A 24,696-nucleotide genomic window follows, 5' to 3' on the forward strand; every position below is an offset into this window, starting at 1 on the left:
CATCATGGCAGCAGCGCCAGAGCGCGCAGGCTGCGCTGCAATTCCGGCGGCAGCTCGTCGCTGATCCGGGCCTGATCGTCTGAAATATCCATCGGTGCATCCTCCGGGGTCAGATACCGCCACCCCTGAAACGGCCGCATCGGCCGTGCCGCGACCCGCACCAGAGATGGGTCGAGCACCAGACCGGCGCAACGCAACCCGTCGTCCCACACATCCTCGACCACGTCGAGCACGCGCTGGCGCACCAGGATGGCACCGGTGATCACCCAATAGATCGAGCCGCCTTCGCGCAGTTCATCGGCGCGCTTGGGAAAACTGCGCGTCTGGTGGCGCAGCGGCGGGTCGGCCAGCGCGCGGCGGCGCTGGATATCGGCCAGATGGCCGATATCCTTCACGCCGACCGCGAGCTTGAGCAGATGGATCACGCGGCGCGGCGGCCCTGCGCGATCGCTTCCCACACGCGCTCCGGGGTCGCCGGCATGTCGATGCTGCGGACACCGTCATCGGCCAGAGCGTCGATCACCGCATTGATCAGCGCCGGCGGCGAACCGACGGCACCCGCCTCACCCGCGCCTTTCACGCCCAGAGGGTTCGAAGCGCACGGAATTTCGACGAATTCGACCTCGATATCCGGCAGATCATCCGCGCGCGGCAGCGCATAGTCCATCATGCTGCCGGAAATCAGCTGGCCGGTCTCGTCATCATAGGCAGTGTTTTCGAGCAGCGCCTGGCCCATGCCCTGCGCCACGCCGCCATGCACCTGCCCGCGCACGATCATCGGGTTCACGATCGTGCCGACATCGTCGCACACCAGATAGCGCACCACCGAGACTACACCGGTCTCCGGATCGATCTCGACTTCGGCGATATGGCAGCCGTTCGGGAAGGTGTGCTTGTCGATCTTGGCGATCTCGGCGGTGTCGAGCGGGTTACCGCCCTCGGCGTGCAGCGTTTCGGCGAGCGAGACGATGTCGATCGAGCGATCCGTGCCGACGATGGTAAACTTACCCTCTTCGAACACGATATCGGCCATCGCGGCCTCCAGATGATCGGCGGCGGCCTTGCGGCCCTTCTCGATGATGCTGGTGGTGGTCAGTGCGATCGCCTGCCCCTCCGAATACAGGCTGCGCGCACCGCCGGTGCCGCCGCCCTGCGGAATGGTGTCGGTATCGCCCTGGCGCACGCGGATGCGGTCCGGATCGATGCCGAGCCGGTCGCCGACCAGCTGCACATAGGCCGTTTCATGCCCCTGACCGGTCGACTGGGTGCCGACGAAGACATCCACGAAGCCATCGCGGGTGAAGCGAATTTCCGCCCGCTCCTCCGGCGCGCCGCCGGTCGCCTCGAGGTAATAGGCCATGCCGATGCCGCGCCGCTTGCCGGCCGCGACCGATTTCGCCCGCCGCGTCGCGAAGCCTTCCCAATCCATGATGTCGAGCGCGCGCTCCAGCACCTGATGGAAGTCACCCGAATCATAGGGCTGGTTCATCGCCGAACGATAGGGCATGGCGCTCGCCGGCACGAAATTCAGCCGGCGCAGCTGTGCGCGGTCCATGCCGAGTTCACGCGCCGCCGCGTCGATCAGCCGTTCGACCAGGTAATTGCTCTCCGGCCGCCCGGCGCCGCGATAGGCATCGACCGGCACGGTATTGGTGAACACGCCCAGCACCTGCGCATGGATCGCCTGGAAACCATAAACCCCGGCCAGCACCTTGGTGCCCGCCATGGTCGGGATGAACGGGCCGAAATTCGACAGATACGCGCCCATATTGGCGATGTTGCGCACTTTCATCGCGAGGAAACGATGATCGGCGTCGATCGCCAGCTCCGCCTCGGCCACATTGTCGCGGCCATGCGTATCCGACAGGAACGCCTCACCGCGCTCGGAATTCCATTTCACGGCGCGGCCCAGCTTGCGCGCGGCGTAGCAGACCATGACATGCTCGGGGTAGACGAACAGCTTCATCCCGAAGCCGCCGCCGACATCCGGCGTGATCACCCGGAACCGGTCCGGCTCGACCTTGAACACTGCCTGCGCGAGGCAGCCCTTCACCATCCAGCCACCCTGGGTGTTGGTGGTCAGCGTCCAGCGGTCATCCTCGAAACTGGCGCGGGCGGCGCGCGGCTCCATCGAATTGACCACGATGCGGTTGTTCACCACGCGCAGCTTTGTGACATGCGCGGCCTTGGCGAACAGCGCATCGACCGCCGCAGCGTCGCCCACCGCCCAGTCAAACACCTGGTTATGCGGCGCATCGTCCCACACCTGTGCAACACCGGCGTCCATCGCGGTCGCCAGATTGGTGACCGATTGCTTCATGTCGTAGGTGATATCAACGGCTTCGGCCGCATCGCGCGCCGCCTGCGCGGTTTCCGCAACGACGAAGGCCACCGCCTCACCCACATGGCGCACGGCGTCGCCAGCCAATACCGGCCGGTCGGCCTGCGCGCGCGGCGAGCCGTCCTGATTCTTGATCGGCACCATGCACGGAATGGCGCCAATGCCGTCGGCCGCCAGATCGGCGCCGGTGAACACACCGACCACGCCGGGCATCGCGCGCGCCGCCGCAACATCGATCGCCGTGATCGTCGCCGCCGCATGGGGCGAGCGGACCACCTGCACGATCAGCGCGCCATCGGCCGGCACGTCATCGGTATATTGCCCTGCACCCCGCAGCAGCCGTGAATCCTCGACCCGCTTGACCGGTTGCGCCACGCCAAATTTCACCATGATCAGGACCCCGTTTCTTGTTGATGCTCGAATTGCCACCGCACGGTATGGCGCGGCGCTGCTTCTTGCAGGATATGACGCGGTCGCAAAAATACAATAGACCGGTGCGACCGTGGTTCCGCCTCAGGAGATACCCGCATGCTGATCAATGCCGACCTCACGCGTCAAGCCATCGTCGACTCGACGGCGCTGGATTGGGTCGCATCGCCCATCGCCGGCGTCGAACGGCGGATGCTGGAGCGCGACGGCGTGGAAGTCGCGCGCGCCACCTCGCTGGTGCGCTACGCCCCCGGCTCGGCGTTCAGCCCGCACCGCCATGATGCGGGCGAGGAGTTTTTGGTGCTCGATGGGGTGTTTTCCGATGAAACCGGCGATTTTCCGCGCCACTGGTACATCCGCAACCCGCCCGGCTCGCGCCACACGCCGGCCAGCGCCCCCGGCGCGGTGATTTTGGTCAAGCTGCGCCAGATGCCTGACGCAGAAACCGAAACCGTCCGGCTCGACACCGCCGATCCCGCGCTCTGGCATCAGGCCGCGGATGGCAGCCGCGTCGCCTCGCTGTTCGCCGCACCCTGGGAACAGGTCGATCTGCTGCGCTGGCCCGCCGGCCACCACACGCCGGCGCACAGCTACACCGGCGGTCTCGAATTATTCATCATCGAAGGCTATATCACGATCGACGGCAGCACCCATAGGGAAGGCACCTGGCTGCGCTTCCCGGCCGGCAGCACGCTGGCGCTGGCCAGCGCCAACGGTGCCCTGATCTATCGCAAGACCGGCCACCTGCCGCCGCCACCAGCCGCGGCCGCGCCATGACCCACCATGCATGATCTGATCATCGTCGGCGCCGGTCTCGCCGGACTCACACTCGCGCGCCACATGGCGTCTGCCGGTGCCGACATCCTGGTGCTGGAAGCGCGCGCGCGGATCGGCGGCCGCGTGCTCAGTCATATCACCCCGCACGGCACCTACGACCTCGGCCCCGCCTGGATCTGGCCCGCGATGCAACCATCGATCGCCGCCGCCATCACCACAGCAGGTCTCGCCATCGATGCGCAGGATGATCGCGGCGGCTTCCTGTTCCAGGACCGCACCGGCGCCGTGCAACGCCTGCCCCATGGCTTCGAGCAGGACCCGCCCAGCATGCGCATCGCCGGCGGCATCGGCGCGCTGGTCCGCCATACCGCCAACGCCCTGCCGCCCGGCACCATCAGGCTCGGCCACACAATCACCGCCCTCACCGCCACGCCGGGCGGCGTCACGCTCGACTGCATGACCGAAGCCGGACCCGCCCGGTTCAGCGCCGCCCGCATCGCGCTCGCCATGCCGCCCCGCCTGATCGCCGCACTCGGTTTCACCCCCGCCCTGCCCGCCGCCACCCGCCAACACCTCGCCGGCATACCGACCTGGATGGCCGGCCACGCCAAGGCGCTCGCCCTTTACGACGATGCGTTCTGGCGCCGAACCGGCCTCTCCGGCGCCGCGATCAGCCATGTCGGCCCGCTCGCCGAACTGCACGACGCGAGCCTGCCCGGCGTGACCGACGAAGCCGCGATCTTCGGGTTTTTCGCTTGGCCCGCCACCATGCGCGCCAACCGCCGGGCCCAATTGCCGGCATTGGTGACAGCGCAACTCGCCACTCTCTTCGGCCCCGCGGCCGCCACGCCGCGCCACCTCATCATCCAGGACTGGGCCGAGGAGACTTTCACCGCAACCCAGTCCGACCACACCGGCCCGGCCCAACACCCACACTACGCCCCCACGCCACTGCCCGCGCCCTGGCACAACATCGCCCTGCCCTGCGGGTCTGAGAGTGCGCCCGATTTCGGCGGCTATCTCGAAGGCGCGTTGGTCGCCGCTGCGGCGGTGGCGGACCGGTTTGTACCGGGTGCGTCTGGGCAAGTTCAGGCAAGCGCTTCTTTTTTGTAAAAAAGAAGCAAAAAACTTTTTTTATCTGGGCTTCTGGCGGCGCTACAGCCAGCCTTTCTTGCGGAACCAGAACAGCGGCGCGACACCGGTGACCACGATCAACGTCAGCCCATACGCATAGCCGAATGCCCAGTGCAGCTCCGGCATCCGCACGAAATTCATGCCATAGATGCCCGCGATCAAGGTCGGCGGAATGCCGATCACCGAAACGATGGTCAGCACCTTCATCAAGTCGCTCTGCGCGATATTGATCAAGCCCAGCGTGGCATCGAGCACGAACTGGATCTTGTCGGTCAAATGCGTGATGAACTCATTCAGCGAAGCGACATCCTGGGTGATGGTGCCCAGCCGGGCGGCCATCGTGTCCGGCACCCAACCGGCGACCGAGGCCATATAGGGCACGATCCGGCCGATGCCGAGCTGGGAATCCCGCACCAGCGAGACCGAGTTATAAAGCTGCCCCAGCGTCGAAACCATCTCGCGCAACTCGCCCTCCTGCTGGCGGCGCTTGGCGCCGGCGTGCCGACCGTCCGGCGAGAGCTTGATGTGGAAAATCTGATGCGACAACCGATCGATCTGGCCGCGCATCTGCTCCAACGCATCCGCCTGACGATCAACCAGCGCCTCCAGCAACCCGATCAGGATATCCGCGCTCGGCGGCTCGGCCGTAGCACTCAACCGCGACCAGAACGCCTGAAACGCCTGGCTCGGCGCGAACCGGATCGTCACCAGCCGATCAGGCGCGAGCACAATGCCGAACGGCGCCGGCAACAAGCCGTCACTGCCGGAATACATCATCGGCATCGACATGGTCAGCACCGCACCGCCCGGCGCATCGGTCGATGCCGATAGCCGGCTCGAGGATTCGATCTCCATCAGATCAGCCTCGGTCGGTACCGCAAGCCCGGTCGCCGCGGTCACCAGCGCCACATCCGCATCGGTCGGGTTGAGCAGATCGATCCAGATGGCCTCGCCCAGACTGGCCCGTGCGGGCGCGTCTTCGAGTTTGGCCATCCCGCCATCGCGCCGAACCACAGAACGGATCATGCAACGGGACGGGCTGCCGAGGCTCATCCAGAGAGCGTGGGGACGTTTTCAATCACCGTCAAGTCATGCTGCCGAGCCGCCCGAGGGTCCGAAAGCCGACCTAACCGACCACTAATTCGGATAAATTGGATCGGATGAATGTCTGTACCCCAACCCGGTCGACCGGTGGCAGGACACCGATCCGGCGTGCCTCGGCAGCTTCGATCGTCGCGATTTTTGCGGTTCGCACCAGCGACTCGGCCGGCAGACCCGCTTCAACACGATCCGACACCAGGACATCGCCATACCACTGACGATGACTGGCGCTGGTGATCATCAGGACCCACAACAAATGCGGCGATCCTTCAGTGCGATGCTGCCCGATCACCAGAGCGGGGCGCCGTTGCTCGACCGGCCGGTTGGTATAGGGAAACGGGACGCTGACGATGTCCCAACGGTTAAAGTCGGCCAAAAGCCCGCGTGTCCGCGTCGCTAGCCCATTCGGAAAAAGCAGCGAACGGCTCGTCCGATACGCAAGATGCGTCATAGCGCGTCAATACAGCCCGGCCGTCCTCGATCACATAGGCTAGCTGATCCCCCTCACGCAGGCCAAGCGCGACCCGCACGGCCTGGGGAATGGTGGTCTGCGCTTTGCTCGTGAGCCTGCTGACGATCATAGCTTAGCTAGTAAGGAATTTCCTTGCCGCCTGCAAGTCCTGATCGATCGCCTCGCAGGTCATCGGCGGAACGGCGACGAGGATAATCACGCAGCAGAGTTGGAGAGTTTGCAAACGCCATACATGGTCGCAGCAACACCGATATCGAACACCGCGCCGGCACCTGAAGTGCCGACCTGTTGCTGGCCGTCGGCACTGTTCAGGTTTGTGCGGTTAGCGTCGGACCGATCGCAACTACCGCCTGAAGCGCAGGAGGCCAGCGTGATCATGACCAGAATGCTGAGCATAATCCGCGTCATAGCGACCCCCCGATATAATAAGACGGTTATCGCGCGGAAATCAGATCGTCAACGCAATCATGCCCGGCCGCTCCGCATCCGCTTCATCCGCAACACCGTGTCGATCGTGATTGCCGCCAGCAATATACCGCCCTCGACAATAAACCGCACCGATGACGCAGCACCCAGCAGGTTCATCCCATTGCTCACGCTCTCGATCACCAACGCCCCGAACAGCGCGCCATAAACACTGCCCCGCCCCCCGAACAACGAGGTCCCGCCGATCACCGCCGCCGCCACCGCATTGAGCATGATGTCGCCATTGCCGACCGAAGCGGAAGCAACCCCAAGCCGCGCCGCATCCAAATACCCCGCCAAACCAACCAGAAACCCCGCGATCACGAACACCGCAAGCTGAATCCCCTTCACCGAAATCCCCGCCCGCCGCGCCGCCTCGGCATTGCCGCCGACCGCATATAAATGCCGGCCGAACCGGGTCGATTTCGTCACGAACGCCGAGGCAAACAACGCAATCAGAAAAATCAGCAGCAAAAACGGCACGCCCCGATAAGCATTCAGCATGAACACCGCGCCGAACAGCAGCACACCCACCCCGACCAACCGCATCACCGCGGCATACCCGCCCTCGCTACCGCCCGCCTTGCGCTTGCGAATACTGTTGAGCGTCAGCCCCGCATAGGCGCCGAACAGCAAAATACTCGCCACCCAACTCCACACCGGATCGAGGTTGAGCGTCCCGATCGCCGTGGTCAGATCATCCGCCAGCGGCACCGAGCCACCATGCGGCGTCAGAATCCCCAGCGTGACACCCTCGGCCACCATCGCACCGCCCAACGTGACCACGAAACTCGGCACGCCCACCCGCGACACCAGCATCCCCTGCAAAAACCCGATACCGGTGGCGCACGCCACCCCCAGCACCAGCCCGGCCGCGACCGGCAGATGGAAAAACACCGTGCTGAGCGAAAAAATCGACGCCGCCAGCACCGAGTTCCACCCGATCGACAGATCGATCATCCCGAGCAGAATGATATAAATCTCCGCCAGCGCCAGCGTCCCGGTCACCACGATCTGCGCCGCCAGATTCGACAGGTTGCGCGGCGTCAGAAAATTCGCGTTCAACACCTCGAACACGATCCAGATCAGGATCAGCGCCGCGATCACCGGCAACATGCCGAGGTCGGACGAATTGGTAACGCCTGACAGCCAACGCTTGAACGGCGATTGCGGGGCGATTTGCGTCGTCGTGCTCATGCCACGGCTCCTGCGGCGGTGGTTCCGGGAATAGCGCCAGGAATCGCAAGCGTGCCGGTGATCGCGCCGACCACCTGTTCCGGTGTCAGATCGGCGCGGCGCCGTTCCATCACCGTCGCGCCAAGGCGGAGCACAGCGATGTTGTCGGCGACCTGAAACACATTCTGCATATTATGCGTGATCAGAATGACGCCGTAGCCCTGCCCCGCCAGGTCGCGCACCAGCCGCAGCACCTCGGCGGTCTGCGCCACACCCAGCGCCGCCGTCGGTTCGTCCATGATCACCAGCTTGGAATCCCACAGCACCGCCCGCGCGATCGCAACCGCCTGGCGCTGCCCGCCCGACAACGAAGCGACCGGCGTATCGAGCGACGGCAAATTGATCCGCAGGGTTTTCAGCACCTTGCGCGCCTCGGCTTCCATATCGACATCGCGCAGCACGTGCGGGCCGAACGGCGTCGGCTTGGAGACCAGTTCCCGGCCCAGATACAGATTGGCGCAAATGCCAAGGTTATCGCACAGCGCCAGGTCCTGATAAACGGTCTGAATCCCAAGCGCGTTTGCCTCGGACGGATGGCGGATCGACACCGGCTTACCCTCCAGCAGGATCTCGCCCTCATCGATCGGCGCAACCCCGGCGATCGCCTTGATGGTGGTCGATTTGCCGGCACCATTGTCACCGAGCAGAGCCGTCACCTCGCCGCGGGCGACCGAAAAACTCACATCGCGCAACGCCACCACGGCGCCATAGCGTTTCTGTAATCCCCGCACCGTCAACAACGGCATACCGGTCGCGACTGGGTTGATAACCGCGCTCATACTCGACCCCTCCCGAGGGAATGCGGCGGGCACGTCAGGCGCCCGCCGTCGACCCGGCCGATTACTGGCCGTTTGCCTTGCAGATCTTGCCATCGGCCGCGGGGCCGACGCAGATCGCTTTCCAGGTAGTGTAGCCCGATTTGATCACCGTGTCGGCAACATTCGCCTTGGTCACCACCACCGGCGTCAGCAGGACCGAGGGCACGTCGATCATTTTGTTGTTGGTCTTGCCGTTCAGCAGCCCGGCCGGCGGCTTGCTATCGGTCGCCACCGCCACCGCAAGCTCGGCCGCCGCGGCCGCTTCGGCCGGCACGTATTTGAACACGGTCATCGACTGCAGACCTTCCAGAATGAAGGTGAGGCCGCCGTTGGTGGCATCCTGCCCGGTCACCGGCACCTTGCCGGCGAGCCCGACCGCCTGCAACGCGCGGATCGCACCGGAACCGGTGCCATCGTTCGCCGCGAGCACGGCGTTGACCTTGTTGTGCAGCCGGGTCAGCGCCTGCTGGCTTTCCTCGAACGCGTTCTGCGGGCTCCAATCCGGCGTCATCACCGAATAGGCCAGATGCAGCTTGCCCGATTTGAACAGCGGGCCGAGCACATTCATCGCCCCCTTGCGGAAATCGAACGCGTTGGGATCGGTCGGCGCGCCGTTGATCATCATCACCTGGCCGCCGGCCTTGGTGTGTGCCGCGATATACTTGCCCTGCAATTCGCCGACCTTCACATTGTCGAACGAGACATAGTAATCCGGCTTGGAATCCTGGATCAGCCGGTCATAGGAAATGACCTTCACATGGTTGCGCGCGGCATAATTCACGATCGCCGCACCCGCCTTGCCATCCACCGGATCGACCACGAGCACATCAGCCCCGTTCGAAATCGCGGATTCGGCCTGGTTGAGCTGGGTATCCGGGCTGGAATTGGCGTTGCTGACGATCAGCTTGGCGTTAGGATCGGCCGCCTTCGCCATCTTGATGAACCACGGCCGATCGACCTGCTCATAGCGCGGCGAGGAGTTTTCCGGCAGCAGAAACGCAATCGTGGTCTTCTTGCTGCTGATCTTGACCGGCGTGGGCTTGCTGATGGCATCGGCATGGGCGGCCTGGATGCCGAACGCCGCAACAGCGAGCGCACCGCCCGCAATGAGAGTCCTGAAGCTGATTTTCATGGTGTTTCCCCTGGTTTGACACGAACAGGCGTGCGCCGGTTTCGCAGCGCACCAAATTAATTTGACCCTTGTAGTAAATCGGTCGTTATCGTTAAACGCGGGCGATTGTCAAGCAATAAGCAACGACGAACAGGAAGCGTGAGGCAGGGGAAGCGTCGTCTTTCTTGTGAACAAAAAAGAAGCAAAAAAAACTTTGGTCATCTGGGCCCGTGCTGATGGAACCGCCCATGCCCCAGAGTCAGAAAGTTTTTTGCTTCTTTTTTACAAAAAAGAAGCGCTCACTTCCCTATACGAGCCTCACTGCCGCGTCTCATCGATCTCACGCAACTCACCCGACTCCACGCTCTCCACCGCATTGTGCAAGATCCGCAGGATCGCCTCATCCGGCAGGGACGCACTCAACACATTGAGGGCCCCGCCCAGCAAGGCGGACGCCACCGCGATCGGCGGCAGTTTTTGTTCGATCATGTGTTTCACCAGCCGATCGATCATCGATCCGGCCTGCATGATCTGTTCCTCGGTCGCAAAATCGTCCATGTCCGTCACGTCGGGCGCTCCAGATGTAAAAGTCTTGACAGATGACCTAATGATCGGCGGTGCTGAAATAAAGCGCTTGACGCGATTATTCCGCGGGATGCGCCGCCATTTCGCGCACGCTCGGGCCGGTCGCCAGCGCGGCCTCGGTATCCTCCGCTTCCGCCATTTCCGATTGCGCCGCCCACATCGCGGCGTAAACGCCATCCATCGCCAGCAGTGCCGCGTGGGTGCCGCGCTCCGCGATGTCACCGTCGCGCAGCACCAGGATCTCATCGGCATCGATCACGGTGGATAGCCGATGCGCGATCACCAGCGTGGTCCGGTCGCGCGCCACCTGGCGCAGCGAGGCGCCAATTTCCTGCTCGGTCGCGGTATCGAGGGCGCTGGTCGCTTCATCGAGCACCAGAATCCGCGGATTTTTCAGCATGGTGCGCGCAATCGCCACCCGCTGCTTCTCGCCACCCGACAGTTTCAGACCGCGCTCACCCACGCGTGTTTCATAGCCCTGCGGCAGCGACATCACAAAATCATGGATCTGGGCGAATTTCGCCGCCTGCTCCACCTCCGCCTGGGTCGCGCCCGGCCTGCCGTAGGCGATATTGTAGCGGATAGAATCGTTGAACAGCACGGTATCCTGAGGCACCACGCCGATGGCCGCGCGCAGAGCCTGCTGCGCCAGATCGCGCACATCGATCCCATCGACCAACACCGCCCCCTCGGTCACGTCATAAAAGCGGAACAACAGCCGCGAGGTGGTCGATTTGCCCGATCCGGTCGGCCCGACCAGCGCAATTTTCTGGCCCGGCGCGGCGCGGAATGACACGCCGTGCAAAATCTCGCGGTCAGGGCTGTAGCCGAACCGCACGTCGCGGAATTCGACCGATACGGCGGCCCCCTGCGGCGCGATGGTTTTGGCATCGGCCCGATCGGTGATTTCCTGGGGCGTGCGCAGCAGCGCGAACATCTGCTCCATGTCGATCAGCCCCTGCTTGACCTCGCGATAGACCACGCCAAGGAAGTTCAGCGGCTGGTACAGCTGGATCAGATAGGTGTTGACCAGCACGAACTGCCCGATGTTGAGCTTGCCGGCAACGATGCCCTGCGCCGCCATCAGCATCATCACCGCCAACCCGGCCGCGATGATGATCGCCTGGCCGAGGTTCAGCGCATTGAGCGAAACCTGCGATTTCACCGCCGCCTGTTCATAGGCGGCCAGACTTTCGTCGAACCGTTTCGCCTCGTGCTGCTCATTGCCGAAATACTTCACGGTCTCGAAATTCAGCAGGCTGTCGATCGCCTTGGTCTGGGCCGCATTGTCGGTTTCGTTCATCTGTCGGCGAAACTTGATCCGCCACGCCGTGAACGAAAACGTGAACGCCATGTAACCGCCCACCGCCACCAGGGTCACCGCGGCGTAGCGCCAGTCGAACAGCGTCCATAAAATCCCCATCGTCAGGAACAACTCGAACAGCGTCGGGAACACGTTGAACGTGGTCAGCCGCAGGACGTTCTGAATCCCCGTCGTGCCGCGCAAAATCACCCGCGACAGGCCGCCGGTCTGCCGATCCAGGTGATACCGCATCGACAGCGCGTGCAGATGCTCGAACGTCTCGCGCCCGACCGAGCGCGCCGCCCGCTGCTGCACGGCGGCGAACAGGGCGTCGCGCAATTCGTTGAACCCGGCGGATGCCATGCGCACCAACCCATACGCCACGATCAGCGCCGCCGGCACCATCAACGGCCCGGCCTTGGGCGAGAGCGCGTTGACCGCATGGGAATAAATAATCGGCACGATCACCGTCGCGACCTTAGCCAGAATCAGCGCCGCCGCCGCCAGCACCACCCGCACCCGCAGCCCAAGCTCGCCCTTCGGCCACAGATACGGCAGCAGGGATTTCACGGTCGTCCAGGAACTGTCGCTCTTGGCAATATCAACGGTATGGGCCATCTGCAGGACATGGCATGCAGGCACCGGATTGCAAATGGGTAACGGCGAGGATCAGCATCCCCCTGCCGCTTCCGCACCAACATTGGACGCTGCCCTGCTCGCCCTGATCACCCAATGCCACAACGCCATCCTGCCAGGTGAGCGCCTCACGCTCGCGATCGGCGCCGCGCACGTCGGCTACATCGCGCCCGCGCTCGCGACCGCCTTGGGCAGTTTCGTGACCATCGAGCGCCATACCGCCACGATCGATCCCGCCGAAGCCCATCGCCTCAACCCGATCGCCACCTCGCTCGCCGCACAATTCGGCTATCGCACCCGCGGCGAGGATTTCGATGTGCGCCACGCGCCGGACAGTCCGGTGCTCACCCAGCTCGATCGCGGCGCGCTCCCCGCCTTCGGCGTCATCGGCCAGGGCGTGCACCTCAACGGCTACGTCCGCCGCGCCGATGGCATCCATCTCTGGATCGCGCGGCGCAGTGCGACCAAAAAACTCGATCCCGGCAAGCTCGACAATATCGTGGGCGGCGGCGTCTCCGCCGGCATGACGCCGTTCGAAACCCTGCTCAAGGAAGCCGCCGAAGAAGCCGCGATGCCCGCCACCCTGGCCGCCCGCGCGACCGAGACCGCCCGCATCGCCTACGACATGGAACGCCCCGAAGGCCTCCGGCGCGACGTACTCTATTGCTACGACCTCGAACTACCCGATGATTTCACGCCCCAAGCCGCCGACGGCGAGGTCGAGGCGTTCATTTTAATGCCCGCCGCCGCACTGCCGGCGATCATGACCGCCGGCGATGCCGTGAAATTCAACGTCAATCTGGTGTTGATCGATTTTCTGCTGCGGCATGGGGTGATCGACGATTTGACCGGGGCGCTTCGGCGGGCGCTGGGCGTGAGTTGAAGTGAGGAACTCCCGCCCTTCCTCGCGAAGTCATCCCTCGGACCGACGCAGATAGAGCGTTAAGGCAACACAAGTGGCGGCGAGCGGCACCAGATCGGCCGCGAACCAGTGGTTCACCAGCGCCGCCGCGACCACGGCTGCGCCCGTCACATAACCAGCGATCGCAATGATCTTCAGTCCGAAATGGGCCGAAAGCGGCTTGGATCTTCGACCCGGCCCGCGTTCGGTCAACGCAACCACGATGCTGGTCATCGTAGTGTTAAGCACCACCGTCGTGATCCCCTGTTCATGGGTCTGGCGGGCGGCGACCGACTGGATGCCCATGGTCATCGCCGACAGAACGATCAGGATGTCGCGCAGAGCGCCGGTCACCGGATGCGGCGCGCTCGCCGCGATGACACAATACACTGCAAGCAATAGCGCCTCGACGATCAGCAGGCGACGAACGGACCGCCGTGCGCTGTCCGGCGCGTGCTTCGGCCGCCGCAACATCGCCGCGAGCGCGCCCCCGACCAGATAACTCGCGATCGAGATGCCCGCGCGGATGGCGGTTGGACGCTTTCCCACTGCCAACGCGATGATGAGAAGGGCCATGACGCCGGTCATCGACGAGGTAAAAATATGACCCAACGTCAAATACGAGAGGACGTCGGTCGCGCCCGAGGTCAAGCACATCAGGGTGACCGCCGCGCCCGCGCCGACGTTGTGCTGACCGGCACTCATCGCTGTGGAGCGTCACACCGGAACATGGACGATGCTCCAAAGTACGGGCAGATGGCAATCCTTGCCAGCATTTCGGCGACTTCAAGACCTGTTGAAAGTTCAGGGTGGAGTAAAATTCCGATCGTCTAAGGCTTCATCCAGGCTTGGCACCACCCCGCCGCGCTGATCGGGCCGGCGACCAGATGGCAGTGGCTCACGGTGGTTCCGGCGTCAGGCGGTTTGAACCAGACGCAGGCGCCACACACCCTGCCGTGCCACGGAATGTCGCGATAGCCGACCGCCGCCTTCGAAACACTCGGCACCATGGTCTGCAACTGCGCCGCAGTCGGCCGTGCCGCCGCCCGTGCCGCCGCCACGCTACCAGCCACCGCCGCCATGCTACCAAGGTTGATGATGGTGCGCCGCTTGATCGGATTGGTCATCATCATCTCCCTCAGTAATTGACCGTCTTGAGCGCGATCTGCTCATCGAGCATCCGTCCGCCGCCGATATCCCCGCTCAGATCCAGCCCGACGACATGCCCGCCGTCGATCACCTGGCGGACCCGCAGCAACACCGGCGTCACCTTGCCACCGACCGTCGCGCGCCCGATGAACTCGTTACCCTGCGAGGCGCAGGCCCCGCCGAGCAGCACGGGGTTTTTGCCGTATTGGTTCGAAAAATCCGCCTTCATCCGGCAATCGGTGCGGTTGCCGTTCACCCAGACACGCCCGGAAATATCATCGAACTTCCGGGTCTTGCCGCCTTCGCTCAGGCTCGCCTTGGTGCTGCCTGTATCGAGATCGACCTCCATCGTCGCTTGGGGCCGCAGGGCCGCAACGGTATTCGCCGTCGCATCCGGCTTGCCGCGATTACCCCAGGCCGTACGAACATAGTTGGTGATGTCGGCGATCTGCCCATCGGTCAGCGTGGCGCCGAACATCGGCATCGCGGTCTGATCCTTGTGCCACGGCTCGAACCCGCCGAGCATGATGCCGATCAGGTCGACCGGCTTGCCGTTCCACACCGCCTGATTGTGCGCGAGGTTAGGAATATTGTTATCGGCGCCCTCACCGTTCTTCATGTGGCAGCGCGCGCATTCGTCATAATACAGCGTCTTGCCCGCCGCCACCGAACCGGCCGAGGCGACCACCGCCGGGAAATGGGTCTTCAACGGCTTCACCGTCCGAAGATAGTCCACGATATCCTGCACATCCGCCTTCGGCATCCGGCTCAGACTGTCATCGACGACCGATTTCATCTTGCCGAACGCCGCACCCTGCTTCATGTCGCCGCCGTCGTGCAGATAGGTCAGAATCGCCTGATCGCTCCACGACCCCAGCCCATCGCTCTTGGAATTGGTGATGTTCGGCGCATACCACGCCTGATCGATGATGTGCCCGCCCGCGAGATAGCGCGCATGGATCGAGGCCATGGCAATATTGCGCGGCGTGTGGCACGCATTGCAATGCGCCAGCGCCTGCACGAGGTAGGCACCGTGACGCACATTCTGGCTCCAACCCGCTTGATAATGCACCGGGTGCGGGTGGAAAAACAGCAAGCGCCACGCCAACATGCCGGCCCGCAGATCGGTCGGGAAGAACATCGTGTCCGGCCGGTTCTTGATCGCCACCGGCGCCAGACTGTCCAGATACGCCTTGATCGCCATGACATCCGAATAGGTCAGCTTCGAATAGGCGGTGTAGGGCATCACCGGATATTCGTATTTCGGAAACACCAGCAGCGAACTGCCCGGCGAAATACCATCATGCACCGCGGCATAGAATTGCTTGTCGGTCATGTTGCCGATGCCGTAGCGCTTGCTCGGCGTCAGATTGGTTGAAAACACCGTGCCGAACGGCGTCCCCACCGCGCGCCCACCCGCCAATGCAGGTTCACCGGCCACGCTGTGGCAAGGCAGGCAATCCCCCGCCACGGTCAGGAACATCCCCTTCTTGACGAGTGCCGCCTGCTTCGGGTCACTCGGCATGTTCACCGGCTTGGGAATGTCCCACCCCACATGGCCGGCTGTCGGCTTGGCGGCCACGGTGGTTTCAGCGTCCGACCAATTGGTCACGCCGGCAGCGGTGGAGGCCTTCGCATCGGCCTGCGCGTTGTGCACCAGCCCCGTAACAGCAAAGCCACCAAGCAGAACCGCTATCGACGCGGCGCCAGCCAGCAGAATACCTTGCAAATTCCTGAACTTTTTGTCACGCTTTCCAGACATCGGTCACCTCTCCAGACCTAACTAAAAAGAGGGCCGCGCCCCGGATTTCAACCATGCACTGGAATGATAATTCCACCCGCGCACACTCATGCCGATAACGTGATAACCAATTCAACCCAATCAGTTCCGCAATACAAAACGAATTCCCAGATAAATCAAAATACCGATTGACTTACGCATGTCTTCACTCGATAAAAAACAAAAATCGCGACACCGAACGACAACGCGGTGCAATCCCGGGGGAAACAATGGCGGACACCAATCCGAACCGCACCTATGAGCATATCGTCCGCGCCGATAAACTGTCGGTCGCCTTCGGCAAGGTGCGCGCCCTGTCCGATATCGATCTGGCAATCGGGCGCAACGAAATCGTTGGCCTGATCGGCGATAACGGTGCCGGCAAATCGACGCTGATCAAAACCCTCACTGGCGTCATCCCGCCGACATCCGGCCATCTGTTCATCCGTGACCAACCGGTGGACTGGGCGAATTTCTCGGTCCGGCGCGCCCATGATCTGCGGTTCGAAACCGTCTATCAGGAAAAATCGCTCGGCGAGAAACAGCCACTTTGGCGCAATTTTTTCGTGGGCCGCCAGATCACCAACCGGTTCGGTTTCATCAAGGTACGCGAGCAGCGCCGCATCGCCAATGAAATCCTGCAACGCCAACTCGGCTTTCGCGGCGTCGGGATCGATGCCGATTCCACCGTCGCCAAACTCTCGGGCGGCGAGCGCCAGGGCATCGCGATCGGCCGCGCGATGCATTTCGATGCCGACCTGATCATTCTCGACGAACCGACCACCGCGCTCGCGATCAAGGAGGTCCAGAAAGTGCTCGATTTCGTGCGCCGGATCAAAGCCTCCGGCCGCGCCGCCATCTACATCGAGCACAATCTCGCCCATGTGCACGCTCTGGCCGACCGGCTGGTGGTGCTCGATCGCGGCCGGATCGTCGCGAATATCCGCCCGGCCGACATGAGCCTCGCCGACCTCACCCTGTTCCTGATCGATTTGCAGAAAACCAAGATCGGCGCCGCCGCATGAGCGACACCCCCCTGAAACAACCCGCACCCGCCCTCAACCCGCGCGCCGCCGCAAAACTCGAAGGCCTGCCGATCATCATCGTGTTCTTCGTGCTGATCGGCCTGTTCGTCGGTTTCGCGCCCACGGTCTTCCTGCACTGGCCGATCTACAATTCCTTCCTGGTCACCATCCCGCCGATGATGATCCTCTCGCTGGGCCTCACGCTGGTGATCGCCGCCGGCGAGATCGACCTGTCGTTCCCCGCCGTCATCGCGCTATCAGGATTTTTGTTCGCCCATGTCACCCGCACCTACGATGCACCCTGGCTCGGCCTGCTCGCGGCGATCGCCGGTGGCGCATTGATCGGCGTGGTGAACGGGTTCCTGATCGCGGTGATCGGGATTCCCTCGATCATCATCACCATCGGCACTTCTTTTTTCTGGTCGGGCATCGCAACCGTCCTGTCAGGCGGCATGTCCTACACGCTGGAACGCCTGACCGGCACCGCGATCAACGGCATATTGTCCGGCACAGTGCTCGGCATTCCGAGCGAGGCGTTCTGGGCGCTCGGCGTGGCCGTGGTGGTGTGGTTCATCCTCAACCGCCATCGCTTCGGGGAGCATCTATTATTCATCGGTGACAGCCGTGAGGTCGCGCGCGTCGTCGGCATCAACACGCTGCGCGAGCGGATCAAGCTGTTCACCCTGATGGGCGCGCTCGGCGGCTTCGCCGCTGTGCTGCTGACGCTGGAAAACCTCAGCTATTTCCCGACCCAGGGCCAGGGCATGCTGCTCTCGGCCCTCGCCGCCGTATTCATCGGCGGTACTTCGGTGTTCGGCGGCACCGCGACCGTGGTCGGCAGTTTTTTCGGTGCCCTGATCATCGGCATGCTCGATGCCGGCATCGTCGCGACCGGCGTTGCCGGCTTCTGGGTCGAGGTGATCGTCGGCCTCGTGTTCGTCGCGGCGGTGGTGCTGCATATCGGCATCGACGATCCGGCCCGGATCCGCCAGTTGCAGCGCCGTCTGTTTTCCAAAGCCTGAAAAATCAACATGATAGGGAGAAATCAACCATGCAACGACTGAAATCCACCCTCACCGGCAGCATCGCCATCTCGGCCCTGCTGGCCTTGGCCACCACCGCCGCGATCGCGGCGCCAAGCAGCGACAAGCTCGGCGCCGGCCTGACCATGTATTTCCAAATGGGCGGCAGCCCGGGCGATGGGTCCACCCTGCCGCGCGAAATCGGCGCCAAGGACGCCGCCAAGGCGCTCGGCATCAAGCTGATCGAGCAATATTCCAATTGGCAGCCCGAAACCATGGTGACCCAGTTCCGCCAGGCGCTCGCCGCCAAGCCGGACTGCATCGAAATCATGGGCCATCCCGGCAACAAGCCGTTCATGCCGCTGGTCGCCGAGGCTGAGAAGCAAGGCATCGTGGTCACCGCCGGCAACGTGCCGCTGCCGAAACTCGAAGACCTGTATCGGGCCAACGGCTTCGGCTATGCCGGCACCTATCTGTTCAAGGGCGGCGAGACCACCGCGGCCGCCATGATCAAGGCGGGCAATCTGAAAAAGGGCGATGTCGCGCTCGAATACGGCGTGTTCGCCGAAGGCATTCGCGGTCTATCGGACAAGGGCCTCGCCCACGGGCTGAAAAAAGCCGGGCTGAAGGTCTATACGCTGAACATTTCCGATCAGGTCAACGCCGATCCCGCCCTCGCCGTGCCGATCATGGTCGCCTTCATCGAGCGCCACCCCGACATCAAGGCGATCGGCACCCAGCAGGGCCTGGTCACCTCGTTCATTCCGCAGGCGCTGAAGGAAGCCGGCAAGAAACCCGGACAGATCACGGTCGGTGGCATCGATCTCGCGCCCGCGACCATCGCCGGGCTGAAGAGCAACTACATCACCGTCACTCTCAACCAGCAACTCTACCTGCAGGGCTTTCTGCCGGTCATGCAGTGCGTGCTGACCAAGAAATTCGGTCTTGAAGGCATGAATACCAATACCGCGGCCGGGACCGACAGTGGCGCGATGGTGGAGAAGATGCTGCCGTTGATCAAGAAGGGGATTTACTGAGGGTAGACAAGGAAAGGGGAAGGTCTTCTTTTTTGTGAACAAAAAAGAAGCAAAAAAACTTTGTTAGTTTGGGACTACGCCGCTTCCAACGCCCGTGCCCCAGAATCAAAAAGTTTTTTGCTTTTTTTTACAAAAAAGAAGCCTTCCCTATTTCTCCCTCAGAAATCCAGATCGGCATAATGCGGCGGCGGGTTGAACCCCGAAACCCGATCGGCCAGCAGCGCGCGAAACGAGGGGCGCGATTTGATCCGCGCGTACCATTCCTTCGCCGCCGGCGCCGCCGCCCAATCGACATCGCCGATGAAATCGAGCGCGGAGAGATGCGCGGCCGCGGCGAAATCGGCCAGCGACAGATTGGCCCCGGCGAGATATTTCCGCGTCTCCGCCAGGTGGCCGATGTAGTTCATGTGCAGCCGCAACGCCGCGTATCCTTCGCGCAGCCGCGCCGCATCCGGCGCACCCCGCTTGGCCACCGGCTTCATGGTCTTTTCGTACAATAAATTGCGTGACACTTCGGCGGCGAACCGCTCATCGAACCAGGCGGTCACGGCGCGGATTTCGACCCGCTCACCCAGCGTCCGCCCGACCAGCGAGATATCGGGATACGCCTCGTCGAGATATTCGCAGATCGTGTTGGAATGCGGGATCACCAGCCCGTTCTCCTCGGTCAGCGTCGGCACCGTGCCGGCCGGGTTAAGCGCCAGATATTCGGGCCGCCGCTCCCAGGTCTTTTCGAGCCGCAATTCGAACGGCAGGCGTTTTTCGGCAAGCACCAGCCTGACTTTGCGGGCATAGGGCGACAGCGGCAGATGATATAAAATACGCATGAACCGCCTTATGGCATCTGCATTCGATCGCGCAAGCCGATCGCTCACAGCGCGGATCGCCGCCGGATCAACCGGCCCGGTCCGCTTCGAACAATTCCTGCAACTCGGTCACGCTCTGCTGCAAACTCGCGATCACCCGGGGTTCATCGCCGGCAAAACCCAGCGTCTCGGTCAATAACGCCTCGTCGCGCGCCGCGAACGCCGTAATGGTCCGCGCCGCCTCATCGGGTGCGACATCCAGCGCGGTCAGCGCCATCTCGCCCAGCTTCAGGCTCGACATCAGCGTCTCGCGCACGATCAGCGTGACGCCGAGATCCATCAGCAACTGGGCGTGCCGCCGGTTGCGGGCGCGCGCCAGGATCGTCAGATGCGGCAGATGCCGCCGCGCCACCTCGGCCAGTTTCAGGGCCGCCTCGGCATCGTCGAGCGCGATCACCAGCACCTTGGCGGCCTCCGCCCCGGCCGCGCGCAACACCGTGATCCGCGTCGGGTCGCCAAAATAGGCGCGCGCACCGAACCGGCGCACGAAGGCGACATGTTCGGCATTCTGATCGAGCGCGGTGAAGGCGATATGCCGCACCGAAAGCAGCCGACCCACGATCTGCCCGACCCGCCCGAAGCCGCAGATCAGCACCGGCGTCGGCCGGTCCGGCGCGATCGCCGCCGAGGCGACCTGACGCTTGTTCATGCGCGGGATGGCGAATCGCTCGATCCCGGCGAACAGCAGCGGCACCACGAGCATCGACAGCGCCACGGTCAGCGTCGCCAGCCCCGCCTGGGTTTTCGACAGGGCGCCGGCCGTCACCGCGGCGCCGAACAGCACGAAACTGAACTCGCTGCCCTCCGGCAGGGCCACCGCGAACCGCAGCGCCGTCGCCGCACTCCGCCGCTTGATGAACGATACGACGAACCCGACCACGATTTTCACGGCCAACGTCGCCGCCACCGCCGCCAAAATGGTCAGGGGCTGGGCCAGCAGCAGCGAAAAATCGACCGACATGCCGACCGAGATGAAAAAGAACCCGAGCAGCAACCCCTCGAACGGCTCGACATCGGCCTGAATCGCATGGCGAAACTCGGAATCCGACAGCAGCGCTCCGGCCATGAACGCGCCCAGCGAGGCGGACAGCCCGGCCCAATGCGCCAGCGCCGCCGTGCCGACCACGATCAGCAGCGTCATCGCGGTGAACACTTCCGGCGTGCGCGTGCCGCCGACCAGGCGGAAAATCCGCTCCACCAGATAGATGCCGCCGGCCAGAATCGCGACGACCGCGACCAGTGCCCGGCCGACCGCAAACCAAGGCACATGGGTGGGCAGATGGTTCGGCAGATGCCCGCTCGCGAACAGCGGCACCAGTGCCACCAGGGGAATGAACGCCATGTCCTGAAACAGCAGCACCGCGAACGCATCCCGCCCGGACGCTGCACTCAGCAAACTCCGCTCGCCGAGCATCGGCAGCACGATCGCGGTAGACGACAGCGCGAGACCCAGCCCGACCAGCGCCGCGGCCGTCCAACTCAACCCGACCCAATGGGCCAGAACCGCCAGCAATGCCGCACTCGGTACCATCTGGCCGAAGCCCAGCCCCAGGATGGTCTTGCGCAGAATCCACAGCCGGTGCGGCCTGATTTCCAGCCCGATCAGGAACAGCAGCATGATGACGCCGAGTTCCGAGATGTTCTGGATCTGCGATACCCCGGTGACCAGCCGCAGCCCGTCCGGCCCGATCGCGAGGCCGGCGACCAGATAGCCCACGATACTGCCGACGCCGAGGCGCCGGGCAATCGGCACCATAATCACCGTCGCGGCCAGCAAGGCCACCAGCGTCTCGATCATCGGTCACTGTCCTGTTTGTGAACGGGCACACGACCAGCGCGAGCCTGCGCCTGTCAAGCGGATTGCGCCGGATGGACACATCGTCATCTGCACCACCCTCCTATCGGGCCGCCGGCGTTCCAACATCCGCTCAGATCATCAGGGAGAATCATCATGAGCAAAGTTGTCGTCATCACCGGCGCCGGCGCCGGCGTCGGCCGCGCTACCGCGCAGCAATTCGCCCACGCCGGCTGCGACATCGGTCTGATCGGGCGCGATCGCGACCGGCTGGAAACCGCCGCCGCCGAATTGCGCACACTCGGCGTACGCGCCTGCGTCGCCCCGGCCGACATGGCCGATGCCGAAGCCGTCGACCACGCCGCCGATACCATCGAGGCCGCGCTGGGCCCGATCGATATCTGGGTGAACAACGCGATGGCGACGATTTTCGCACCGGTTTCGGATATCACGCCTGCCGAATTCAAGCGCGCGACCGAGGCGACTTACCTGGGCACCGTGCACGGTGTCATGACCGCCCTGCGCGCCATGAAACGGCGCGATCAGGGCACCATCATCAATGTCGGCTCCGCCCTCGCCTACCGCTCGGTGCCGCTGCAATCGCCCTATTGCGGCGCGAAAGCCGCGATCAAGGGGTTTACCGACAGTCTCCGCAGCGAACTCATCCATGACCGTACCGCGATCAAACTGAGCATGGTCCACCTGCCGGCGGTGAACACGCCGCAATTCGACTGGGCGCTCAACAAAATGGGCCGCCGCGCCCAGCCGGTGCCGCCGATCTACGACCCCGAGGTGCCGGCCAAGGCGATCGTGTTCGCGGCGTTCAATCATCGCCGCGAAATCTGGGTCGGCATGCCGACCGTGGTCGCCATCATGGCCAACCGCATCGCGCCCGGCTTTGCAGACCGATACCTCGCCACCAATGGCTATTCGACCCAGATGTCGAACCAACCGCTGCCGGCGGATGCGCCCGCCAATTTGTTCGAACCGGTGCCCGGCCGGCGCGGTGCCCGTGGCCGCTTCACCGACCGCTCGCGCCGCGGCAGCTTCGAAATGTTCACCGATCGTCATAAAGCCGTTGCCTTCACCCTTCTTGCCGTGGTTGGTGCCGCTGCGGTTGGTGGTTTGCATCAGCTTGCCAAGAGGTATGATTTCTAAGCGAGAAAGGTTAAGGAAGGCCTTCTTTTTTGCAAAAAAGAAGCAAAAAACTCTTGGTCGTTTAGGGCACCGGCCCGGGCAAGCCCGCGCAGCTATCGGCAGTCGTGCATCATCGTTTATTTCTTTCCCGCCGCTCCCATGCGAAACAGTTCATTAAGTTTTCAGGAGCATTGTTATCGCATGACCCATGATTTCGACCTGTTCGTGATCGGCGGCGGCTCGGCCGGTGTCCGCTTGGCACGGATCGCCGCCGGGCATGGTGCCAAAGTTGCCATTGCCGAGGATCGGTTCTGGGGCGGTACCTGCGTCAACATTGGCTGCGTGCCGAAAAAACTGATGGTGATGGCCTCGGAATATGGCCATGCCGCGGATGATGCGGCCGGTTTCGGCTGGAGCATGACCAAGGGCGATCACGACTGGCCCCGGTTTCTCAGCGCCAAAAATAGCGAGATCGCCCGACTCAACGGGGCCTATACCGGGCTGCTCGAACGCGCCGGCGCCACGATTTTCAACGCCCGCGCCACCATGCTGGACGCCCATACGATTGATGTCGGCGGCACGCCGCACACCGCCGCGCGCATCGCCATCGCCACCGGCGGCCATCCGATCAGGCCGGATATTCCCGGCGGCGAACTCGGCATCATTTCCGACGATGCGTTCTATCTGCCCGAACGCCCCAACCGGGTCGTCATGATCGGCGGCGGCTATATCGGCGTCGAATTCGCGGGTATTTTTAATGGACTCGGCTCGCAGGTCGATCTGGTCTACCGCCAGCCGCTGCCGCTACGCGGCTTCGATCCCGACCTGCGCTACAGCCTGGCCGAGGCGCTCGATACCAACGGCATCACCCTCCATCCGGGTCAGTTCCCGCTGCGGATCGAGGATCGGGGCGAGGCGAGGCGGCTGCATCTGTCGAACGGGCAGCATATCGATGCGGATTGCATCTTTTTCGCAACCGGCCGCACGCCCAATACCGCGGGTCTCGGCCTCGAACGGGCCGGCGTCACGCTCGCGCCGAGCGGTGCCATCCCGATCGATGACGGGTTTCACACCAATATCCCGCATATTTTCGCCCTCGGCGACGTCACCGACCGGCTCAACCTTACCCCCGTCGCCACCGCCGAAGGCCATGCGCTGGCCGACACGTTGTTCGGCAACAGCCCACGGGGGGTCTCGCTGAAAAACGTCGCGAGCGCTGTGTTTTCGATCCCGCCGCTCGCGACCATCGGGGTCACCGAGGACGAAGCCCCGCCGGGGTCGCGTATTTTCCTGACGAGGTTTACCGCCATGCGCCACGCGCTCAGTGGCCGGTCGCGCAAGACGCTGATGAAACTGATCGTCGATGGCAAGACCGACCGGGTGATCGGCGCGCATATGCTGGGCGAGGATGCCGCCGAGATCATGCAGGGCATCGCGATCGCCATCACCGCCGGGGCGACCAAGGCCGATTTCGACCGGACCATCGGCATCCACCCGACCGCCGCTGAGGAATTCGTCACCCTGCGGACCGAGACCCGCCTGGTCGGCACGGCCGATGCGAAAGCAGCGGAGTAGC

Annotated in this window: 24 protein-coding genes; 8 read left to right on the forward strand and 16 right to left on the reverse strand. The window is 63.6% G+C overall.

Going from position 1 to position 24,696, the window contains the following annotated elements:
- Positions 1-2 precede the first annotated feature (2 nt).
- Positions 3-458, reverse strand: coding sequence for a DUF1489 family protein (locus BW994_RS12145; protein ID WP_245594102.1), 456 nt, complete (start codon positions 456-458; stop codon positions 3-5).
- Positions 422-2,731, reverse strand: a complete 2,310-nt coding sequence (locus tag BW994_RS12150; protein WP_029311676.1) for a xanthine dehydrogenase family protein molybdopterin-binding subunit — start codon at positions 2,729-2,731, stop codon at positions 422-424. Before BW994_RS12150 ends, BW994_RS12145 begins: the two co-directional genes overlap by 37 nt.
- A gap of 138 nt (positions 2,732-2,869) precedes the next feature.
- On the opposite strand from BW994_RS12150, the gene BW994_RS12155 reads away from it, so the two are divergent.
- Positions 2,870-3,547, forward strand: a complete 678-nt coding sequence (locus tag BW994_RS12155) for a cupin domain-containing protein (protein WP_029311677.1) — start codon at positions 2,870-2,872, stop codon at positions 3,545-3,547.
- A 6-nt stretch (positions 3,548-3,553) separates the two neighbouring features.
- On the forward strand, positions 3,554-4,660 hold the full coding sequence (locus BW994_RS12160; RefSeq protein WP_051657311.1) for a flavin monoamine oxidase family protein: 1,107 nt from the start codon (positions 3,554-3,556) through the stop codon (positions 4,658-4,660).
- A gap of 42 nt (positions 4,661-4,702) precedes the next feature.
- On the opposite strand, the gene BW994_RS12165 is transcribed toward BW994_RS12160, so the two are convergent.
- The 9 genes from BW994_RS12165 to BW994_RS12205 form a co-directional block, all read right to left on the reverse strand.
- Entirely contained in the window at positions 4,703-5,734 is a 1,032-nt protein-coding gene (locus BW994_RS12165) for a magnesium transporter CorA family protein (protein WP_081849063.1), read from the reverse strand.
- A gap of 73 nt (positions 5,735-5,807) precedes the next feature.
- The gene (locus BW994_RS12170) at positions 5,808-6,233 is read right to left on the reverse strand and encodes a type II toxin-antitoxin system PemK/MazF family toxin (protein ID WP_245594103.1); all 426 of its coding nucleotides are present in this window, start codon (positions 6,231-6,233) and stop codon (positions 5,808-5,810) included.
- Entirely contained in the window at positions 6,145-6,363 is a 219-nt protein-coding gene (locus BW994_RS12175; RefSeq protein ID WP_029311681.1) for an AbrB/MazE/SpoVT family DNA-binding domain-containing protein, read from the reverse strand. Before BW994_RS12175 ends, BW994_RS12170 begins: the two co-directional genes overlap by 89 nt.
- A gap of 86 nt (positions 6,364-6,449) precedes the next feature.
- The gene (locus BW994_RS12180) at positions 6,450-6,662 is read right to left on the reverse strand and encodes a hypothetical protein (RefSeq protein ID WP_029311682.1); all 213 of its coding nucleotides are present in this window, start codon (positions 6,660-6,662) and stop codon (positions 6,450-6,452) included.
- A 57-nt stretch (positions 6,663-6,719) separates the two neighbouring features.
- Complete coding sequence (locus BW994_RS12185; RefSeq protein WP_029311683.1) at positions 6,720-7,916, reverse strand: sugar ABC transporter permease; 1,197 nt, start codon at positions 7,914-7,916, stop codon at positions 6,720-6,722.
- On the reverse strand, positions 7,913-8,734 hold the full coding sequence (locus BW994_RS12190; RefSeq protein WP_029311684.1) for an ATP-binding cassette domain-containing protein: 822 nt from the start codon (positions 8,732-8,734) through the stop codon (positions 7,913-7,915). The genes BW994_RS12185 and BW994_RS12190 overlap by 4 nt, the downstream gene beginning before the upstream one ends.
- Positions 8,735-8,795: 61 nt before the next feature.
- A complete protein-coding gene (locus tag BW994_RS12195) occupies positions 8,796-9,905 on the reverse strand; it encodes a sugar ABC transporter substrate-binding protein (RefSeq protein ID WP_029311685.1) in 1,110 nt (369 codons plus the stop codon).
- 297 nt (positions 9,906-10,202) lie between these two features.
- Positions 10,203-10,442 carry a hypothetical protein gene (locus BW994_RS12200; protein WP_029311686.1) on the reverse strand — a complete coding sequence of 80 codons (240 nt, stop codon included), beginning with the start codon at positions 10,440-10,442 and terminating at the stop codon, positions 10,203-10,205.
- Positions 10,443-10,527: 85 nt separating this feature from the next.
- Positions 10,528-12,390, reverse strand: a complete 1,863-nt coding sequence (locus BW994_RS12205; protein ID WP_029311687.1) for an ABCB family ABC transporter ATP-binding protein/permease — start codon at positions 12,388-12,390, stop codon at positions 10,528-10,530.
- Between the two features lie 34 nt (positions 12,391-12,424).
- On the opposite strand from BW994_RS12205, the gene BW994_RS12210 reads away from it, so the two are divergent.
- Complete coding sequence (locus BW994_RS12210) at positions 12,425-13,291, forward strand: NUDIX hydrolase (protein ID WP_051657312.1); 867 nt, start codon at positions 12,425-12,427, stop codon at positions 13,289-13,291.
- 30 nt (positions 13,292-13,321) lie between these two features.
- Here the strand turns inward: BW994_RS12210 and BW994_RS12215 are convergent, their stop codons facing one another.
- From BW994_RS12215 to BW994_RS12225, 3 genes are all read right to left on the reverse strand, one after another.
- A complete protein-coding gene (locus BW994_RS12215) occupies positions 13,322-14,014 on the reverse strand; it encodes a YoaK family protein (RefSeq protein WP_029311689.1) in 693 nt (230 codons plus the stop codon).
- Between the two features lie 125 nt (positions 14,015-14,139).
- Positions 14,140-14,436, reverse strand: a complete 297-nt coding sequence (locus BW994_RS12220; RefSeq protein ID WP_139334100.1) for a high-potential iron-sulfur protein — start codon at positions 14,434-14,436, stop codon at positions 14,140-14,142.
- Between the two features lie 11 nt (positions 14,437-14,447).
- A complete protein-coding gene (locus tag BW994_RS12225; protein ID WP_081849064.1) occupies positions 14,448-16,220 on the reverse strand; it encodes a c-type cytochrome in 1,773 nt (590 codons plus the stop codon).
- 248 nt (positions 16,221-16,468) lie between these two features.
- Between BW994_RS12225 and BW994_RS12230 the strand changes: the two genes are divergently transcribed.
- The 3 genes from BW994_RS12230 to BW994_RS12240 are packed head-to-tail and all read left to right on the forward strand — an operon-like array spanning position 16,469 to position 19,322.
- Positions 16,469-17,263, forward strand: coding sequence for an ATP-binding cassette domain-containing protein (locus tag BW994_RS12230; RefSeq protein ID WP_029311691.1), 795 nt, complete (start codon positions 16,469-16,471; stop codon positions 17,261-17,263).
- Positions 17,260-18,285 carry an ABC transporter permease gene (locus BW994_RS12235; protein ID WP_029311692.1) on the forward strand — a complete coding sequence of 342 codons (1,026 nt, stop codon included), beginning with the start codon at positions 17,260-17,262 and terminating at the stop codon, positions 18,283-18,285. Before BW994_RS12230 ends, BW994_RS12235 begins: the two co-directional genes overlap by 4 nt.
- A gap of 29 nt (positions 18,286-18,314) precedes the next feature.
- Entirely contained in the window at positions 18,315-19,322 is a 1,008-nt protein-coding gene (locus tag BW994_RS12240; RefSeq protein ID WP_029311693.1) for a substrate-binding domain-containing protein, read from the forward strand.
- Between the two features lie 158 nt (positions 19,323-19,480).
- Here the strand turns inward: BW994_RS12240 and BW994_RS12245 are convergent, their stop codons facing one another.
- Entirely contained in the window at positions 19,481-20,149 is a 669-nt protein-coding gene (locus tag BW994_RS12245; RefSeq protein ID WP_029311694.1) for a glutathione S-transferase family protein, read from the reverse strand.
- 67 nt (positions 20,150-20,216) lie between these two features.
- A complete protein-coding gene (locus tag BW994_RS12250; protein ID WP_029311695.1) occupies positions 20,217-21,986 on the reverse strand; it encodes a monovalent cation:proton antiporter-2 (CPA2) family protein in 1,770 nt (589 codons plus the stop codon).
- A gap of 153 nt (positions 21,987-22,139) precedes the next feature.
- Here BW994_RS12250 and BW994_RS12255 point away from each other — a divergent pair, with 153 nt between their 5' ends.
- Together BW994_RS12255 and gorA are read left to right on the forward strand one after the other, a co-directional pair.
- Positions 22,140-23,141, forward strand: a complete 1,002-nt coding sequence (locus BW994_RS12255) for an SDR family oxidoreductase (RefSeq protein ID WP_029311696.1) — start codon at positions 22,140-22,142, stop codon at positions 23,139-23,141.
- Positions 23,142-23,321: 180 nt separating this feature from the next.
- Complete coding sequence (gorA, locus tag BW994_RS12260; protein ID WP_029311697.1) at positions 23,322-24,695, forward strand: glutathione-disulfide reductase; 1,374 nt, start codon at positions 23,322-23,324, stop codon at positions 24,693-24,695.
- Position 24,696: the final 1 nt, after the last annotated feature.

The organism is Acidiphilium rubrum (assembly GCF_900156265.1).
In the GTDB taxonomy this organism is placed as follows: domain Bacteria; phylum Pseudomonadota; class Alphaproteobacteria; order Acetobacterales; family Acetobacteraceae; genus Acidiphilium; species Acidiphilium rubrum.

What these genes read in the sequence shown, in the direction of transcription:
- BW994_RS12160 (WP_051657311.1), top strand. Translation starts at nt 3,554, where the DNA reads ATGCATGATCTGATCATCGTCGGCGCCGGTCTCGCCGGACTCACACTC.
- BW994_RS12245 (WP_029311694.1), bottom strand. Translation starts at nt 20,149, where the DNA reads ATGCGTATTTTATATCATCTGCCGCTGTCGCCCTATGCCCGCAAAGTC.
- BW994_RS12205 (WP_029311687.1), bottom strand. Translation starts at nt 12,390, where the DNA reads ATGGCCCATACCGTTGATATTGCCAAGAGCGACAGTTCCTGGACGACC.
- BW994_RS12225 (WP_081849064.1), bottom strand. Translation starts at nt 16,220, where the DNA reads ATGTCTGGAAAGCGTGACAAAAAGTTCAGGAATTTGCAAGGTATTCTG.
- BW994_RS12155 (WP_029311677.1), top strand. Translation starts at nt 2,870, where the DNA reads ATGCTGATCAATGCCGACCTCACGCGTCAAGCCATCGTCGACTCGACG.
- BW994_RS12210 (WP_051657312.1), top strand. Translation starts at nt 12,425, where the DNA reads ATGGGTAACGGCGAGGATCAGCATCCCCCTGCCGCTTCCGCACCAACA.
- gorA (WP_029311697.1), top strand. Translation starts at nt 23,322, where the DNA reads ATGACCCATGATTTCGACCTGTTCGTGATCGGCGGCGGCTCGGCCGGT.
- BW994_RS12255 (WP_029311696.1), top strand. Translation starts at nt 22,140, where the DNA reads ATGAGCAAAGTTGTCGTCATCACCGGCGCCGGCGCCGGCGTCGGCCGC.
- BW994_RS12200 (WP_029311686.1), bottom strand. Translation starts at nt 10,442, where the DNA reads ATGGACGATTTTGCGACCGAGGAACAGATCATGCAGGCCGGATCGATG.
- BW994_RS12185 (WP_029311683.1), bottom strand. Translation starts at nt 7,916, where the DNA reads ATGAGCACGACGACGCAAATCGCCCCGCAATCGCCGTTCAAGCGTTGG.
- BW994_RS12240 (WP_029311693.1), top strand. Translation starts at nt 18,315, where the DNA reads ATGCAACGACTGAAATCCACCCTCACCGGCAGCATCGCCATCTCGGCC.
- BW994_RS12175 (WP_029311681.1), bottom strand. Translation starts at nt 6,363, where the DNA reads ATGATCGTCAGCAGGCTCACGAGCAAAGCGCAGACCACCATTCCCCAG.
- BW994_RS12190 (WP_029311684.1), bottom strand. Translation starts at nt 8,734, where the DNA reads ATGAGCGCGGTTATCAACCCAGTCGCGACCGGTATGCCGTTGTTGACG.
- BW994_RS12215 (WP_029311689.1), bottom strand. Translation starts at nt 14,014, where the DNA reads ATGAGTGCCGGTCAGCACAACGTCGGCGCGGGCGCGGCGGTCACCCTG.
- BW994_RS12220 (WP_139334100.1), bottom strand. Translation starts at nt 14,436, where the DNA reads ATGACCAATCCGATCAAGCGGCGCACCATCATCAACCTTGGTAGCATG.
- BW994_RS12170 (WP_245594103.1), bottom strand. Translation starts at nt 6,233, where the DNA reads ATGACGCATCTTGCGTATCGGACGAGCCGTTCGCTGCTTTTTCCGAAT.
- BW994_RS12165 (WP_081849063.1), bottom strand. Translation starts at nt 5,734, where the DNA reads ATGAGCCTCGGCAGCCCGTCCCGTTGCATGATCCGTTCTGTGGTTCGG.
- BW994_RS12150 (WP_029311676.1), bottom strand. Translation starts at nt 2,731, where the DNA reads ATGGTGAAATTTGGCGTGGCGCAACCGGTCAAGCGGGTCGAGGATTCA.
- BW994_RS12230 (WP_029311691.1), top strand. Translation starts at nt 16,469, where the DNA reads ATGGCGGACACCAATCCGAACCGCACCTATGAGCATATCGTCCGCGCC.
- BW994_RS12235 (WP_029311692.1), top strand. Translation starts at nt 17,260, where the DNA reads ATGAGCGACACCCCCCTGAAACAACCCGCACCCGCCCTCAACCCGCGC.
- BW994_RS12195 (WP_029311685.1), bottom strand. Translation starts at nt 9,905, where the DNA reads ATGAAAATCAGCTTCAGGACTCTCATTGCGGGCGGTGCGCTCGCTGTT.
- BW994_RS12180 (WP_029311682.1), bottom strand. Translation starts at nt 6,662, where the DNA reads ATGACGCGGATTATGCTCAGCATTCTGGTCATGATCACGCTGGCCTCC.
- BW994_RS12250 (WP_029311695.1), bottom strand. Translation starts at nt 21,986, where the DNA reads ATGATCGAGACGCTGGTGGCCTTGCTGGCCGCGACGGTGATTATGGTG.